The following is a 14,536-nucleotide window of genomic DNA, read 5'->3' as shown; positions in this document are numbered from 1 at the left end:
GTTACAAGTGAGGAATGCCGTTTAAATAAAAAAGCCAACCTAATTGGTTGGCTTTTTACGCTAATGCTTAGCGAAAATTGCTAATAAGCGGTGAGTTCTACAATAGTCTATTAAACCAAAGTATAGCTTGTGGTGATCTCAACATTACCCGTTAACATCAACATGACGGAGCAGTATTTTTCTGCCGACAACTGCACAGAACGGGCAAGGGCCTTTTCGCTAATGCCTTCACCTGACACCGTGTAATGTGCGTGAATTTTAGTAAATACTCGAGGTGGCTCTTCAGCACGCTCAGCTTCCAACTCACAATTACAGGCATCAATGTTAAAGCGGCCTTTTTTAAGAATGTCTACCACGTCAATACTTGAACACGCACCAACTGCTAATAGTACTGATTCCATTGGAGATACGGCCTTACCGCTACCGTCCATCACTGTTTTGTAGCCGCTGTCTGTTGTACCTGTAAAAGTTAAATCTTGATCCCAAGAAACACGTGCTTTCATTGTTTGTCCTAATGTCATAAGAATAAAAAAGGAAGCTGCAATGCAGGCTAGTTTAGCGCTTCAATGCAGCTGTGACATGTGCGTTTATTTGTTAAGGCGGACTGCATCTGGGCTAAGCGAGATTTTCTTTTGCTTATATAACGCGCCTAGCGCTTTTTTATACGCCGCTTTACTTACGTTAAAATGAGAGTAAATGGCCTCTGGTGCGCTCTTATCTGTCAGCGTAGAAATGCCGCCGTGGGCTTCCAAATCATCCAAAATAGCTTGTTGAAGTGCATCACGGCCACCTTTATCTATGCGCTGAAGGGCAACATCAACCTTACCATCTTCGCGAATCGTTCTAATTACACCCTCAGTTGCTTGCCCGACTTTAAGCGGCTTAAAGGCATCGCTGTGGAAAATTAGCCCTAAGCTTTTTTCATTGATAACCACCTTAAAACCTAAATCAGTTTTGGCATAAACTAAGCAATCAACTGTATCACCTTCGTTGAGATAGGCGCTGCTTTCCTTTAAGAAATAGTGAAGCTTGGTGGCCCCTAAAATACGCTGGGTTTTGTCATCAAAAAAGGTGTGAACTACATAATACATACCTGGATTAACAGGTTGAGCTTGGTAATCGTTGGGCATTAACAGATCGTTGTCCAGGCCCCAGTCGAAGAATGCACCAAAATTCGTAGCCGACACCGCTTTTAGAACTTTTGTTTCGCCAACTTGAATCAGTGGTTTCTTCACGGTGGCATAAAGATCGCCGCGCTGATCCGTGGCTACAAATACGTCTATCTGCTGGCCCTCGGTAAGCGAAGTCTCTACTTCGTCAATCGCAAGGGTAACAGTTTGCAACTCTTCAGCATCATCTATTTCTATTATGCTGTGGTTTTCGTCGCTGTTTTCGACAAGTGGCGCTAAAGCGTAGCCAAAAGGGTATTGGGCTACCACGCGTAATGTATTAATTTTTCCAATATTTATCATCAGCACTGACTTTTTAAAAAGAACAGGTAACATGATACTGGAATGAAGGTAAGAGCTAAACCATTATGAAGTTAAATTGCGATTTAGGTGAAAGTTTTGGCGCGTGGTCGATGCCAGTGGAATCGGCCATTATGGCGGAAATTGATCAGGCAAACATTGCGTGCGGTTTTCACGCTGGCGATCCATTAGTCATGAAGCAGGCTATTTTGTTAGCTAAAAAGCATGATGTAGCCATTGGTGCTCATCCGGCCTATCCAGATCTACAAGGCTTTGGCCGCAGAAGCATGGCGATTGCCGCTGACGAACTAAAGGCTATGATTCAATATCAGGTCAGTGCCTTAAGCGGTATGGCAAAGATTTGTGGTGCTAAAGTCAGCTATGTAAAGCCCCACGGTGCATTGTACAACGACATGATGAAAGATACTGCTATCATGAGAACAGTAATGCAAAGCATAGCTGAAATAAACGAACAGTCTCCAAATACTCCCCTCGCGTTAATGGTGCAGGCTACTTCGCAAAATGCGGCGCTTAAAGAAGCGGCGCAAAATTGGGGGCTACCTTTGTATTTCGAAGCCTTTTCTGACAGACGGTATACTGATGAAGGCTTACTGCAATCTCGCACTATAGAAGGTGCCGTGTTAAACGAAAGTGACGCTTTGCTTCAAGCTAAACAGCTTATTTCATCGGGAACGGTAACGACAGCGTCTGGCGCAACACTTGCGGTTGAAGCTGACTCTTTGTGTGTTCATGGTGATACTAAAGGGGCGGTAAGTATTGCGAGTAAAATCAGAACATTTCTATAAACCTGCCATATAAAAAACACAATTTAAAAGAACAATACACAAGGCTATTAACCTTTGTTGTACCAAGCGTCGAATACCTAAAGCGCGACACAACTTGTAATGGCCAGTGAGACAACAAGGACAGTAGATGCAAGCTTTCGGTCGTATTAAACGAATAGTTACAGCAAGTGCAGACGCCATCATCTTGTATTTTGACGGCGCAAATTTGGATGACGCGAATAATGCCTGCCACAACATGTTGGCAGCTATTGATAGTAACAAGAGTAGAAATTCATGGTGTTGGTTACGTGAATGCGTGCCTTCTTACGACAGTTTGTTAATCGTTTTTGATATGGCATTAATTGACAGCCACGGTGTATACCGTGCCTTACGCAATTTAGACGCTGAAGGCATAAATCAACAAACAGAATCTATACAATTTAGAAACGAAAGTAGCGCAGTGATTGAAATCCCTGTGTGGTATGGCGCACCAAATGCCAGTGATTTGAGTGTAGTGAGTAAGAAAACGTCGCTGTCAATTGAAGAAGTTATCGAATTGCACACTAGCACAACTTATAAAGTATACGCAGTGGGATTCTCTCCAGGCTTCGCCTATATGGGGGATATTCCAGAAGCGCTCAGCTGTGCGCGGCTTGGTACACCGCGTAAACGCGTTCCCAAAGGCGCGGTCGCAATCGCTGACAGGCAAACCGCTGTCTACCCCAGTGAATCACCGGGGGGATGGAATTTATTGGGACTTACGGCATTTGACATGCTTTTTCATAGCGGTGAGCACAGTGAGTCACGGTTAAAAGCGGGTGACGCTGTTAAGTTTGTTTCGATTACTGAACAGGAATACAAAGCAGGATTGCAGGTTAAACTATGAAAATTGAAGTGCTCAGTAAAGGGTTATTTAGCCTTATTATTGATAGCGGAAGAGTAGGGCGACAACGGGATGGTTTTTGTGAGTCAGGCCCTATGGACGGCAATGCCTATGACTGGGCTAATTTTCTCGCCTTTAACCTTGATGGTACTCCGTGCATAGAAGCCATTGGCGAAATGCGATTGCAGGTTGATGAAGATTGCATAGTTGCCGTCACTGGAAGGGAGCCCACCCTTAATATAGATGGCAGTCCTAGAGAGCCTTATCATAGCCATAGGGCAACCGCTGGGTCTGTTATCACATTTTCAAGTGGGTTACTTGGGAGCAAAGCTTATTTAGCCATAGGCGGAAACTGGCAAGTACCAAAAGCCGTAGGGAGTGCTTGTACGGTAGTGCGTGAGCAGTTAGGCGGGTTAAACGGTCAAGGCCGCGCCTTAAAAGACGGCGATTTAATCGAGGTTTTAGCTAACACCAGAAACCAAGACAAGGCTAAAATGCGCAGGCTTCCACACCAGCACATTGATGATTATGGCTTCATAGAGTCTATTCGTGTGATCCCTGGTTATCAATTTTCAAGCTTTAGCAAAGTTGCGTTACGTACTTTTGAAACCAGTAGCTACACGGTTTCATCATCTATAGACCGAATGGGGTTTAGGCTTACCGGCGAATCAGTTACCGCCGATATAGAAAATATGCGCTCTGAGGCAATTCATTTAGGGGCCATTCAAGTGCCAGGTGATGGGCAGCCAATTGTAATGATGCGTGATAGGCAGACTCTGGGAGGCTACCCTAAGCTTGGCTGTGTAAGCCCCTGTGATATAAGTCGCTTGGCCCAAGCGGTGCCAGGTGAAAAAGTGAATTTCGTATTTCAAAACGAAGAAGAAGCAAGGGCGGATTGGCTACTAATGACAAGTAGGCGTCGTCGATTACAAGGAGAAATATTGTGACAATTGCGTTTTTAAATGGTGAGTATATGCCTCTTTCTGAGGCGAAAATTTCTCCGATGGACAGAGGCTTTCTTTTTGGTGACGGTATTTATGAAGTCATACCAACTTATTCGGGTAAAGCGGTAGGGTTTAAAGGTCACACGTCTCGCCTGTCGCAAGGCCTTAAAGCGATAGAAATCGCTAACCCGTATACGGTAGAAGAATGGCAAACCATTTTGTCCAGTTTGGTTGAGAAAAACAAAGCGTTTATTGAAAGTGGAAACATAGGTGTTTATTTCCACGTAAGTCGAGGTGCAGGTACAAAACGACTTCATGCATACCCAAAGAATATAGCACCAACCGTATTTGGGTTCGCCTTTGAAATAGCGCCACCTCAGCCAACTGCCAAGGCTGATGCTAAGCCTTTTAAAGTTGCGCTTCAGCAAGATAAAAGATGGCAACGCTGCCATATTAAATCTACTTCCTTGTTAGGCAATGTAATGCACTACCAAGCAGGTGTTGACGCAGGTGTTAATGAAACTATTTTGTACAACAGCGAAGGTATGATAACTGAGGCAAGCTCATGTAACGTCTTTATGGTGAAAAATGGATGTATTTTTACGCCTCCATTAAACCATGAACTGCTTCCCGGTATTACTCGTGCCATTGCTATTGAGGCATTCAAACAAGCAGGGCTGGTGGTGACGGAAACCTGGTTTAGTAAAGGCGAATTGCTAGAGGCTGATGAGGTTTGGTTAACGTCGTCAAGCAAAGAAGTTGCCCCGGTAGTCGAAGTAGAGGGCAAGCAGATAGGTTCCGGAGAAGTGGGCGATGTATGGGAAAAGGCAATCAACGCCTACCATGCATACAAATTTAAAGCCTAGTAAATTGAAAAAGCCCGCTCGAGCGGGCTTCTTACTAATTAATTTTGCAACTTATTCAGGAGCGTTGTCGCAGTTACCGTCTGTACATTCGCCATATAGGTAAAGGCTGTGGTGAGTAAGCTTCATTTTATGCTGCTTAGCAATCATCTCTTGACGTTCTTCGATAATCTCGTCTTCAAATTCGATCACTTTGCCACACTTAAGGCATACAAGGTGGTCGTGGTGATCTTTATGACTGATTTCAAATACTGACTTTCCACCTTCAAAGTGGTGGCGGTTAAGAATACCTGCATCATCAAATTGGTTTAATACGCGGTAAACGGTCGCAAGACCTATCTCTTCACCCTGTTCGATTAGGATCTTATAGACATCTTCAGCGCTGATATGTTGGTTTTCTGGCTCTTGCAGAATTTGTAAGATTTTAAGGCGAGGCAGAGTGACTTTTAGCCCTGCTTTTTTCAATTCTTTATTTTGATCCATTACAGCCTACTAAGAACGAGTGAATAAGTATTTGGTGGTTATTATAGGTAAGTTGAAACAATTTAAAAGCAAAACCGTGGAATCTTTGTCTTCTCGCCGAAAATTTGCCCAAGGCGCTAATTGCAAAAAATACTGTACTTAAGTGTGGGCCTTGCAACATGTGGCCTGACCAGAATGTAAGTACACGATTTATCTAACAAATAAGTAAAATAAATAAAACTTTTGATGTATTGAATTAACATCCTGTTAAACTAAACTTAAAAAGTTGCGTTCATTTGGTAGTTTTTTGCACGTATTTAAGTGGAAGTGTCCATGCGGTTAACAATTATAAATAAAATCACTTTAGGCTTCGGCTTATTTGGCTGCTTGCTATTGCTTACAAGTATTCTTTCCTATTTCGGTTTAACTAGTATTAAAGACTCTGCACAAGACGTTGTAGAGCAAAAAATGCCAGTACAGACCAGTATGGTAAAAGTAAAAACTGAAATATTGTCTTTATCGGTAATAACGGCCAATGGTTATCACGTAGAAAGTAGAGACGAATTAGAAAAAAATAAGCAAACATTTGATTCGCTGTCATCAACCTTTTCTAACGATTTGTCGCGGCTGAAATCTCTCATGCCAGAAAACTCGATAGCTAAAAATGCTGTTGAAGTAAGTTCGAGCTATGTGAGCGACAGTAATGAAATGTACATTGCAATTGATGAAAGAATGAATATTGAAAACGCGCTTGCTACGCAGCTTGAAAAAGTACTTATGGCGGCAGACGAAGCAAGCGCATTGATGCTCGACCTTTCTTATTTGGATAGTAATGACCCTAGTCTAGATACGCTTATTGGCGCTGGCACCGCCATTGATAATAAGCTGCTTACCATGAACGACTCTTTTATTGAGTTAGCTGAATCTATCGATGAAACCCAAAGTTCAAATATCATTGAAGACCTTGAATACCAGCTAAGCAATTTACAGGTAGATAAGGATTATGTGAACCGTTTGGCTACAAGTGTGGATGATGGGGGCACAATAGAGGCGTTTAATGAACAATATGAGTTATTAATAGACGCCGTAAACGGTTCAAACGGGCTAATAGCGTTGCAACGACAAAAACTTGCTGAAGTAGACAAAGCGGCGCAAGCACAAAAACGAGCAAAGCAAGCATTAGAAACCGCGCTTACTGATATAAATACTCTGTTTGATACCGTTCAAACGCAATCCCTCGAAGGGCAAAACGCTATACTCGAATCGGTACAAGAAAATTTAGTTCGCAACACTGTCGTTGCAATCTTAGGACTTACGGCTGCCATTTTTTTAGCGGTAATAGTAACGCGAAGCATTTCAAAGCCACTTAAGCATATAAACAAAGGGCTAAACCAGTTAAGCCATGGTGATTTAAGTACCAAATTACCCGAAGAAGGCAACGATGAGTTCTCTGCTCTTTCAGCAAAGGTAAACAGCTTAACCGATAGCCTGCGAGAACTGGTAGGTAATATTCTTGAACAGGAAAAGCGCTTAATTGAAATTACTAAAGAAAGTGTTGAGCTTGGTAACAAGAGTTTATCTGAAGTGGATAAACAGCGAGAGCAAGTTACTGTTACCTCCACCAATACTAAGAATGTTCAAGACAAAAGTCGCAGCAATCTTGTGCAAATCAATGAAGCGATGGATGCATTACGTACTATCACAAGACAGAGTACTGACATCGGGTTGCTGGTTCAAAAAAGTAGTGACCAAGTTAGCAATCAAGCTGAACAGGCTGAGTCCTCAGCTCAGGTTATTGGGCGCTTAGATGATAACTCTAGGAGTATCGGCAGTATTTTGGATGTTATCAAAACCATAGCAGAGCAGACTAATTTATTAGCACTAAACGCTGCTATTGAGGCTGCGCGTGCAGGCGAACAGGGCAGGGGCTTTGCAGTTGTTGCAGATGAAGTGCGAACATTAGCAAATCGAACGCACGATTCCACGGAAGAAATCGAGCAAATGATTGGCAACTTACAAAAAGATGCAGCCCAGGCTGTAAAAGCTATTAATGCAGGTCGAGAGCAAGCGCAAGCAGGGGTAGAAATAACCCAACAAGTTTCTCAACAAGTAGAAAGCATTAGAGAAATTATTGTGCGTCTGAGCGACATTAACGAACATATTGTTGAAGACACAGAGCAGCAAGATGTGTTGCTCGGTGATGTGGCCACAAGTTTAAACCGCATTGTAGCGCTGGCAGATTCAAGTGCACAAAGCACCCGACAGTCGAACGAATCGACAATGATGCTAGACGCGCAAACAGAGAGTTTAAGAAAGGCGGTAGAGCGGTTTCAGCTTTAGTTAGTTCAATTGGCTAAGCTAATAATTCAAAGAGTGCTTCCATATAACAAAAAACCGCTCAATTAGAGCGGCTTTTTCAATTGATAGCTACTTTATAGCTTTTTAATAGCCAATTTATGGCTGACTCAGCTATGTCTACGCCAATTCCGCCAAGCAAAGCTCGTCGTGAATTTGCTTGCACCATGCTTTAACGCGAGAGTCTGTTAGCTCTGGTTGACGGTCTTCGTCAATGCCAAGGCCCACAAAGTGGTTGTCGTCTGCCATGCCCTTAGAGGCTTCAAAGTCATAGCCTTCCGTAGACCATTGACCTACTAAAATAGCGCCTTTAGCTTCTACAATGTCGCGTACCATGCCCATTGCGTCAAGGAAGTATTCCGCATAGTCTTCCTGGTCGCCACAACCAAAAATAGCAACTAGCTTGTCGTTAAAGTCTATCTGCTCTAATTCAGGAAAGAAGTCATCCCAGTCACACTGTGCTTCGCCGTAGTACCACGTAGGGATACCGAAGATAAGCAAATCAAACTCAGCGATGTCTTCTTTACTGCTCTTGGCAATATCTTTTACATCAATTAGCTGTTTACCCAATTCCTTCTGGATCATTTTCGCAACATGTTCGGTGTTACCCGTGTCACTTCCGAAAAATAGGCCAACGCTTGCCATATCTAACCTCTATTAATCGTTACTAATTAAACGCCTGTGCTTAGCCAAAACCATTCAATAATGCCTTTCGCAAGAAATCCTAACGCGCCTAAACCCAGCACGCCATAGGTGACTACTCTTCCAATAAGAGGAACATCGTTCTTACGTAATACATCGTGTACGGCAAAACCCATTAATCCAAAAAGAATAGATAAGCCGCCATACAGCATAATGGACTCAATGAGTTCGTAATTTTCTGCAAGCATAGTGTTGTTACTTAAAAAAATCTGGCGCAACTATATCACAGTATATACGCCTGTAAGAGCCTAAAACGTTCAAAAATATGTAATAATAGTCATTCTCATCCTGTTGGATGAGAAATGTTCCACTTTATGACGATTTGTTGAGCGTTCTTTCTACAATACCGTTAAATATCGCTGGTTTTTCTGCGTGTAACCAGTGCCCCGTACCTTCAATAATATGCGCTTTCGCATTTGGAAAGTAGCGAGCTATTGCCTCGCGATAGGCCGGTGTAATGTAGTCGGACTCGCTGCCCTTAATAAATAAGGTTACGCCATCGAACGTTTGATTTGTTTGTTCCCAATCAATAATGTGCGAGTAACTTTTAATTAGTCCGCTCACGTTGAAGCGCCACTTCCATGCTCCGCTTTCATCTTGATACAGGCTTTTTAACAGAAACTGTCTGACGCCCATTTCTTTAACGTGGGCAGCCATTTGTTTTTCAGCGTCCTTTCTACTTTCAATGGTATCTAAAGAAACAGAATTCAACCCATCAAAGACAGCTTGATGGCTGTGGTCATAACTTACTGGGGCAATATCAGCTACAATTAAATGTGTGATATTTTCGTTGTGATTTAAGGCCAGCTTCATTGCAACCTTTCCACCAAGGGAATGACCCAATACAGCGCTTTTTTCAATATTTAAAGATTGCATAATGTCGTAAATTGCATCTGCGGCAGCTGTCATAGAAAAACTATCAGTCCACGGAGACTCACCGTGATCCGGTAGGTCTACACTTATAATATTAAAAGCTGATTCAAAATGCCGTTTAATCACGGCTAAATTATCTGCGTTGCCGAAAAGCCCATGGATTAAAATTAACCATGGTGATGATGAATCTCGCTTTGAAAGTTTATAATTTAACTTCACGACTTATTTACCCATGAATAATTGTCTGCTAGACATTGCTTTAGTCTTAAAAACAAAATAAGGCCTGTAAAAACAGACCTTATTAGCAGGTTAAATAGTGATATTAATTAATAGCGTAATCGTTGAGTGATTTGCCGCTATCTAGTGCGTCTTTGTAAACACGTGGCATACGCCCAATGCCAGTCCACAAGTGCTCTTCGCCATTGTCGTCGATAAGTTTGTATTTGACAGGGCGCTTCTTACCTACGTTTTTATTTGTACCGGTATCCAAAGCTTGTAAATCTTCTACGTTTAGACCAGCTTCTTCCATTTGCTGTTTAATAGCAGCAAGTTTTTCTAACTTTTCTTTTTTTAGTTTTTCTTGTTCTAGTAATTTTTCTTTTCTTTTCTCTATTATACCGCTAAGTTTTTCCTGAACTTGTTCAAGTTCTTCTATGCTTAATTCCTTAACAGCACCTTGTAAACGTCTTCCATGGGTTAAAATATCTAAAAATTCGCTCATTAATTAACCTTAATACGTTGTACTAAATTTCTATAAGATAATAATTAAAAGTAGCACAAAAAAAAAGCGAGCTAAGCTCGCTTTTAAAAAATATCAGTTAAATAACCAAATAACGCATTAAATTACATATTCGGGTAATTCGGGCCGCCAGCACCTTCTGGTACAACCCACTTAATATTCTGACTAGGATCTTTAATGTCACAAGTTTTACAGTGAACACAGTTTTGCGCATTAATTTGGAAGCGTTTTTCACCTTCCTCTTCAATAACCTCATAAACGCCAGCCGGACAATAGCGTTGTGCGGGTTCCGCGAATTTTGGTAAATTAACCTGTAAAGGAATAGACGGGTCTTTTAATTTTAAATGACACGGCTGGTCTTCTTCGTGGTTTGTATTAGATAAAAACACGGATGATAGTTTATCAAAGCTAAGCACGCCATCAGGCTTCGGATATGAAATCTCAGTAGCATCTTTCGCTTCTTTAAGCTGCGCGTAATCTTTGTGTTCGTCTTTCATAGTGAAGAACAAATTACCGTTGAAGAAATTTTGTTCTACCGTGTTGAATGCACCACCCCAGAAATTACCTAGCTTATGAATAGCAGGGCCGAAGTTACGAGAACGGAATAGCTCGTCATACAGCCAAGACGATTTAAATTTATCTGTATAGCTCGTTAGCTCTTTTACTGGTGCTTCTGCGTTTTCAGATAAAGCCTCGAAAATGCTCTCGGCTGCGAGCATGCCCGACTTCATGGCTGTGTGGTTACCTTTAATTTTTGCAAAATTTAGGGTGCCCGCTTCACAACCTACCAGTACGCCACCTGGGAAAGTCATCTTAGGTAAAGAATTAAACCCACCTTTGGCAATTGCACGTGCGCCATAAGATACACGTTTACCGCCTTCAAGGTATTGTTTAAATACAGGGTGGTGTTTTAAGCGTTGAAATTCGTCAAACGGACTCAAATAAGGGTTGTCGTAGTTAAGGTCGACAATTAAGCCAACAAACACCTGATTATCTTCAGCGTGATATAAATAGCTACCGCCTGTGGCGTCATCAAGTGGCCAGCCTGCACTGTGGACTACTAAACCCGGCTGGTGCTTCGCTGGGTCTATATCCCAAATCTCTTTAAATCCAATAGCGTAATGTTGCGGTGAGCTGTCTTCATCTAGATTGAAGTGAGAAATGAGCTCTTTACCTAAATGACCACGACAGCCTTCTGCAAACACGGTGTATTTAGCACGTAGTTCCATGCCCGGCATGTAACCGTCTTTTAGCTCTCCGTCTTCACCCACACCCATGTCGCCGGTAAGCACGCCGCCAACACTACCATCTTCATTATAAATAACCTCAGAAGCTGCAAAGCCGGGGAATACCTCAACGCCTAGCTGCTCAGCCTGTTCTGCTAGCCAACGGCTAACGTTACCCATAGACACTATATAGTTGCCATCGTTGTGCATAGTTTTGGGCGTAATGCCGTTAGGCAACTTCTTCGCTGACGTTTCATCATTAAGCAAGTAGATGTGGTCTTCGGTCACCGGCGTGTTAAGTGGTGCACCTTTTTCTTTCCAATCAGGGAATAGTTCGTTTAGCGAACGTGGCTCAAACACTGCGCCTGAGAGAATATGTGCACCTACCTCGGAGCCTTTTTCGACCACACAAACCATAAGTTCTTGGTCTTTTTCATTCGCAAGCTGCATCAGCTTACAAGCAGTTGATAATCCAGCTGGGCCGGCACCGACGATGACTACGTCAAACTCCATCGATTCTCGTTCCACGGGAGGCTCCTTATGTTTGTATTTTTATAGTGCACTATTGATGAAACAAATAATGCTTTGTGTCAAAAACATGTAAATTAATTGTCGTTTTGCAAGGTAATGCAGGTTGACGTTTACGTCAACAGTAAGTACATTGCAAAGCAGTTTACGTTAACGTTAACTGGCAGCGCATTATACCTGCTCGTAAACGTGGTGTTAACGTCGTTTTAAGGCTAGCCTTTAAAAAACGTACGTTCCACAGTTTCTTTTTTAACGTATAAGCATTGTTAAAGTTTCAAAAAGCGTGGTGAAGTAATACGTTTTTAATTATTAATAGTTAATTATTAATGAAACGTAATTAGCACTGACGAACTCAACAATTGAGGTAAATATGAAAATACTCGTACCGGTCAAACGCGCGATCGATTACAACGTTAAGGTAAGAGTGAAGGCTGATGAATCAGGCGTAGATCTTACAAACGCGAAAATGGCTATTAATCCTTTTTGCGAAATTGCTGTTGAAGAAGCCGTTCGATTAAAAGAAAAAGGCGTGGCCACTGAAATCGTTGTTGTTTCAATTGGTGACAAAAGCTGCCAAGAACAAATACGTACAGCACTAGCCCTAGGCGCTGATCGTGGTATCCAAATTGATACAGACCAAAATCTTGATTCACTTCAAGTGGCAAAGCTTTTAGCGAAAGTGGTTGAGGAAGAACAGCCTCAGCTCGTTATCCTTGGAAAGCAGAGCATTGACTCTGACAACAACCAAACTGGCCAAATGCTGGCAGCGCTAACAGGTATGCCTCAAGGTACTTTCGCTTCAGAAGTTGTTGTAGATGGCGAGAAAGTGAATGTAACACGTGAAATCGACGGTGGCCTTCAAACGGTAGCGCTTTCGCTTCCAGCTGTTGTAACGACAGATCTCCGTTTGAATGAACCGCGTTATGCATCGCTTCCAAATATAATGAAAGCAAAGCGTAAGCCTCTTGATGTTAAAGCTGCGACAGATTTCGGTGTTGCGCTTGAATCAAACGTTAAGGTACTTAAAGTTACGCCTCCGCCTCAGCGTGAGGGTGGAATTAAAGTAGCAGACGTTGCTGAGTTGGTAGATAAGTTAAAGAATGAAGCAAAGGTGATCTCATGAGCGTACTCGTATATGCAGAACACGACAATGCAAGCTTAAAGACGGAAACGCATAAGCTTGTTAATGCCGCACAAAAAATGGGTGGCGAAATCCATGTACTAGTAGCAGGTGAAGGTTGCCAAGCGGTTGCTGAAGCTGCGGCGCAAATTGACGGCGTTGCAAAAGTACTTGTTGCTGATAATGCTGCTTATAAAAACCAGCTTGCAGAAAATACGGCTGACCTAGTAGTAGAGCTTGCAGGCGACTACAGCCACGTCATTGCTGCCGCAACTACAACAGGCAAAAACTTCATGCCTCGAGTAGCTGCACTGCTAGACGTAGCGCAAATTTCAGACATTATTGGTGTAGAGAGCGAAGATACCTTTGTTCGTCCAATTTATGCAGGCAACGCTATTGCTACTGTTCAATCATCTGATGCGAAGAAGGTGATCACAGTTCGTGCCGCATCGTTCGATGCAGCTTCAGCAGGCGGTAGCGCAGAAGTTACAGCAGTGGATGTTGTAAAAAGCAGTGAGAAGTCTGATTTCGTATCGGCAGAGCTTACTGAGTCTGAGCGCCCTGAATTAACGGCGGCAGAAGTGGTTATTTCTGGTGGTCGCGGTATGCAAAATGGTGATAACTTCAAGCTTCTTGAAGGTATTGCTGATAAACTTGGTGCCGCTATTGGCGCATCGCGTGCTGCGGTAGATGCTGGGTTCGTTCCGAATGATATGCAGGTTGGCCAGACAGGTAAAATTGTTGCGCCGCAACTTTATATTGCAGTAGGTATCTCGGGTGCAATTCAACACCTTGCAGGTATGAAAGATTCAAAAGTTATTGTTGCTATCAACAAAGATGAAGAAGCGCCAATCTTCCAAGTTGCTGACTATGGTTTAGTGGGTGATTTATTTGAAGTACTTCCAGAGTTGGAAGGCTCTCTTTAATTAGCGCTTTAAAGCTAAATAAGACAAAGGCTGCAGTTTGCAGCCTTTTTTGTAGTATACATACTCAAAGCGAATCATGATTTCGCTTGGTATCGGACTAACTTTTTAAACACGCACAACCGAATTATCTTCTATGCTAACAGGTGAGGGGATATAAGCGTCGGCTTCCCAGTCGTTTTCCCATTTTTCGCCATCGATAAGGTAACGAAACTGGTATTCGTGATCTTTTTCCAAGTCCACGGTCAAGGTGAAATCGCCGCTTTTAAGCTTTTTCATCGTCAGTGGCTGTGTTTTCCAATCGGTGAAATCTCCACATAATGCAGCTTCTTTCGCATCTTTTGCTGCTTCCGCATTTAGTCGAAATGTCACTTTGCACAGAGGTTTTGATTTAAGGTATTGTTTCTTAAGACTCATAATGTGGTTTCCCTTCAACGTAGCGAAATCATTCCCGAGGCTATTTCCTATTAAAGACTTAGCTTGAACAACAGCCATCGGTTAACTCATAACCAATGAGTGTTTAAATAATCAACGAAAACCTGATAATTATCAATCTTACTTTGTATTCTTTTAAGAATTTTCTATATTAGAGCTTCGGATTTTTGCGTGCATATTAAAAACAATAATCAGACACAAAATTTAACAATCTAACTGAGCATAAAAA

16 protein-coding genes are annotated in these 14,536 nt (G+C 42.3%); 7 read left to right on the top strand and 9 right to left on the bottom strand.

The features are described from left to right. Window positions 1–110: 110 nt before the first annotated feature. Complete coding sequence (locus IW644_RS13245; protein WP_269917996.1) at window positions 111–503, bottom strand: OsmC family protein; 393 nt, start codon at window positions 501–503, stop codon at window positions 111–113. Between the two features lie 84 nt (window positions 504–587). Continuing rightward, a complete protein-coding gene (locus IW644_RS13240) occupies window positions 588–1,472 on the bottom strand; it encodes a CvfB family protein (RefSeq protein ID WP_269917995.1) in 885 nt (294 codons plus the stop codon). A gap of 65 nt (window positions 1,473–1,537) precedes the next feature. Here IW644_RS13240 and IW644_RS13235 point away from each other — a divergent pair, with 65 nt between their 5' ends. The 4 genes from IW644_RS13235 to IW644_RS13220 all read left to right on the top strand — a co-directional run bounded on the left by IW644_RS13235 (window position 1,538) and on the right by IW644_RS13220 (window position 4,947). Next, window positions 1,538–2,275 (top strand): 5-oxoprolinase subunit PxpA, encoded by a 738-nt coding sequence (locus IW644_RS13235; protein WP_269917994.1) that lies wholly within the window; start codon window positions 1,538–1,540, stop codon window positions 2,273–2,275. A gap of 127 nt (window positions 2,276–2,402) precedes the next feature. Continuing rightward, window positions 2,403–3,140: a 5-oxoprolinase subunit PxpB gene (pxpB, locus tag IW644_RS13230; protein ID WP_269917993.1), complete on the top strand. Its 738-nt coding sequence runs from the start codon at window positions 2,403–2,405 to the stop codon at window positions 3,138–3,140. Next, window positions 3,137–4,084, top strand: a complete 948-nt coding sequence (locus tag IW644_RS13225; RefSeq protein WP_269917992.1) for a biotin-dependent carboxyltransferase family protein — start codon at window positions 3,137–3,139, stop codon at window positions 4,082–4,084. Before pxpB ends, IW644_RS13225 begins: the two co-directional genes overlap by 4 nt. Then, window positions 4,081–4,947 carry a D-amino acid aminotransferase gene (locus tag IW644_RS13220; RefSeq protein ID WP_269917991.1) on the top strand — a complete coding sequence of 289 codons (867 nt, stop codon included), beginning with the start codon at window positions 4,081–4,083 and terminating at the stop codon, window positions 4,945–4,947. The genes IW644_RS13225 and IW644_RS13220 overlap by 4 nt, the downstream gene beginning before the upstream one ends. Before the next feature lie 51 nt (window positions 4,948–4,998). Here the strand turns inward: IW644_RS13220 and fur are convergent, their stop codons facing one another. Beyond that, window positions 4,999–5,427 (bottom strand): ferric iron uptake transcriptional regulator, encoded by a 429-nt coding sequence (gene fur, locus IW644_RS13215; protein WP_179983643.1) that lies wholly within the window; start codon window positions 5,425–5,427, stop codon window positions 4,999–5,001. Between the two features lie 312 nt (window positions 5,428–5,739). Here fur and IW644_RS13210 point away from each other — a divergent pair, with 312 nt between their 5' ends. Continuing rightward, on the top strand, window positions 5,740–7,746 hold the full coding sequence (locus IW644_RS13210; RefSeq protein ID WP_269917990.1) for a methyl-accepting chemotaxis protein: 2,007 nt from the start codon (window positions 5,740–5,742) through the stop codon (window positions 7,744–7,746). Between the two features lie 135 nt (window positions 7,747–7,881). Here IW644_RS13210 and fldA read toward each other — a convergent pair whose 3' ends face one another. From fldA to IW644_RS13185, 5 genes are all read right to left on the bottom strand, one after another. After that, on the bottom strand, window positions 7,882–8,406 hold the full coding sequence (fldA, locus tag IW644_RS13205) for a flavodoxin FldA (RefSeq protein ID WP_014949739.1): 525 nt from the start codon (window positions 8,404–8,406) through the stop codon (window positions 7,882–7,884). 26 nt (window positions 8,407–8,432) lie between these two features. Continuing rightward, a complete protein-coding gene (locus IW644_RS13200; RefSeq protein WP_012519093.1) occupies window positions 8,433–8,651 on the bottom strand; it encodes a DUF2788 domain-containing protein in 219 nt (72 codons plus the stop codon). A gap of 124 nt (window positions 8,652–8,775) precedes the next feature. Continuing rightward, window positions 8,776–9,555 (bottom strand): alpha/beta fold hydrolase, encoded by a 780-nt coding sequence (locus tag IW644_RS13195; protein WP_269917989.1) that lies wholly within the window; start codon window positions 9,553–9,555, stop codon window positions 8,776–8,778. A 103-nt stretch (window positions 9,556–9,658) separates the two neighbouring features. After that, window positions 9,659–10,057: an H-NS histone family protein gene (locus IW644_RS13190; protein ID WP_269917988.1), complete on the bottom strand. Its 399-nt coding sequence runs from the start codon at window positions 10,055–10,057 to the stop codon at window positions 9,659–9,661. Window positions 10,058–10,179: 122 nt separating this feature from the next. After that, entirely contained in the window at window positions 10,180–11,829 is a 1,650-nt protein-coding gene (locus tag IW644_RS13185) for an electron transfer flavoprotein-ubiquinone oxidoreductase (protein WP_269917987.1), read from the bottom strand. A 370-nt stretch (window positions 11,830–12,199) separates the two neighbouring features. On the opposite strand from IW644_RS13185, the gene IW644_RS13180 reads away from it, so the two are divergent. Continuing rightward, a complete protein-coding gene (locus IW644_RS13180; protein WP_179983638.1) occupies window positions 12,200–12,952 on the top strand; it encodes an electron transfer flavoprotein subunit beta/FixA family protein in 753 nt (250 codons plus the stop codon). After that, window positions 12,949–13,875 (top strand): electron transfer flavoprotein subunit alpha/FixB family protein, encoded by a 927-nt coding sequence (locus IW644_RS13175; RefSeq protein ID WP_269917986.1) that lies wholly within the window; start codon window positions 12,949–12,951, stop codon window positions 13,873–13,875. The genes IW644_RS13180 and IW644_RS13175 overlap by 4 nt, the downstream gene beginning before the upstream one ends. 105 nt (window positions 13,876–13,980) lie before the next feature. Here the strand turns inward: IW644_RS13175 and IW644_RS13170 are convergent, their stop codons facing one another. Then, window positions 13,981–14,289 (bottom strand): isoamylase early set domain-containing protein, encoded by a 309-nt coding sequence (locus IW644_RS13170; protein WP_118494372.1) that lies wholly within the window; start codon window positions 14,287–14,289, stop codon window positions 13,981–13,983. Window positions 14,290–14,536: the final 247 nt, after the last annotated feature.

It is taken from the genome of Alteromonas sp. PRIM-21 (assembly GCF_027563165.1).
In the GTDB taxonomy this organism is placed as follows: domain Bacteria; phylum Pseudomonadota; class Gammaproteobacteria; order Enterobacterales; family Alteromonadaceae; genus Alteromonas; species Alteromonas macleodii_A.
The sequence above is the reverse complement of the archived record's forward strand: the minus strand, read 5'-3'. Positions and strand labels throughout refer to the sequence as shown.

What these genes read in the sequence shown, in the direction of transcription:
- IW644_RS13245 (WP_269917996.1), bottom strand. Translation starts at nt 503, where the DNA reads ATGAAAGCACGTGTTTCTTGGGATCAAGATTTAACTTTTACAGGTACA.
- IW644_RS13240 (WP_269917995.1), bottom strand. Translation starts at nt 1,472, where the DNA reads ATGATAAATATTGGAAAAATTAATACATTACGCGTGGTAGCCCAATAC.
- IW644_RS13235 (WP_269917994.1), top strand. Translation starts at nt 1,538, where the DNA reads ATGAAGTTAAATTGCGATTTAGGTGAAAGTTTTGGCGCGTGGTCGATG.
- pxpB (WP_269917993.1), top strand. Translation starts at nt 2,403, where the DNA reads ATGCAAGCTTTCGGTCGTATTAAACGAATAGTTACAGCAAGTGCAGAC.
- IW644_RS13225 (WP_269917992.1), top strand. Translation starts at nt 3,137, where the DNA reads ATGAAAATTGAAGTGCTCAGTAAAGGGTTATTTAGCCTTATTATTGAT.
- fur (WP_179983643.1), bottom strand. Translation starts at nt 5,427, where the DNA reads ATGGATCAAAATAAAGAATTGAAAAAAGCAGGGCTAAAAGTCACTCTG.
- IW644_RS13210 (WP_269917990.1), top strand. Translation starts at nt 5,740, where the DNA reads ATGCGGTTAACAATTATAAATAAAATCACTTTAGGCTTCGGCTTATTT.
- fldA (WP_014949739.1), bottom strand. Translation starts at nt 8,406, where the DNA reads ATGGCAAGCGTTGGCCTATTTTTCGGAAGTGACACGGGTAACACCGAA.
- IW644_RS13200 (WP_012519093.1), bottom strand. Translation starts at nt 8,651, where the DNA reads ATGCTTGCAGAAAATTACGAACTCATTGAGTCCATTATGCTGTATGGC.
- IW644_RS13190 (WP_269917988.1), bottom strand. Translation starts at nt 10,057, where the DNA reads ATGAGCGAATTTTTAGATATTTTAACCCATGGAAGACGTTTACAAGGT.
- IW644_RS13180 (WP_179983638.1), top strand. Translation starts at nt 12,200, where the DNA reads ATGAAAATACTCGTACCGGTCAAACGCGCGATCGATTACAACGTTAAG.
- IW644_RS13175 (WP_269917986.1), top strand. Translation starts at nt 12,949, where the DNA reads ATGAGCGTACTCGTATATGCAGAACACGACAATGCAAGCTTAAAGACG.
- IW644_RS13170 (WP_118494372.1), bottom strand. Translation starts at nt 14,289, where the DNA reads ATGAGTCTTAAGAAACAATACCTTAAATCAAAACCTCTGTGCAAAGTG.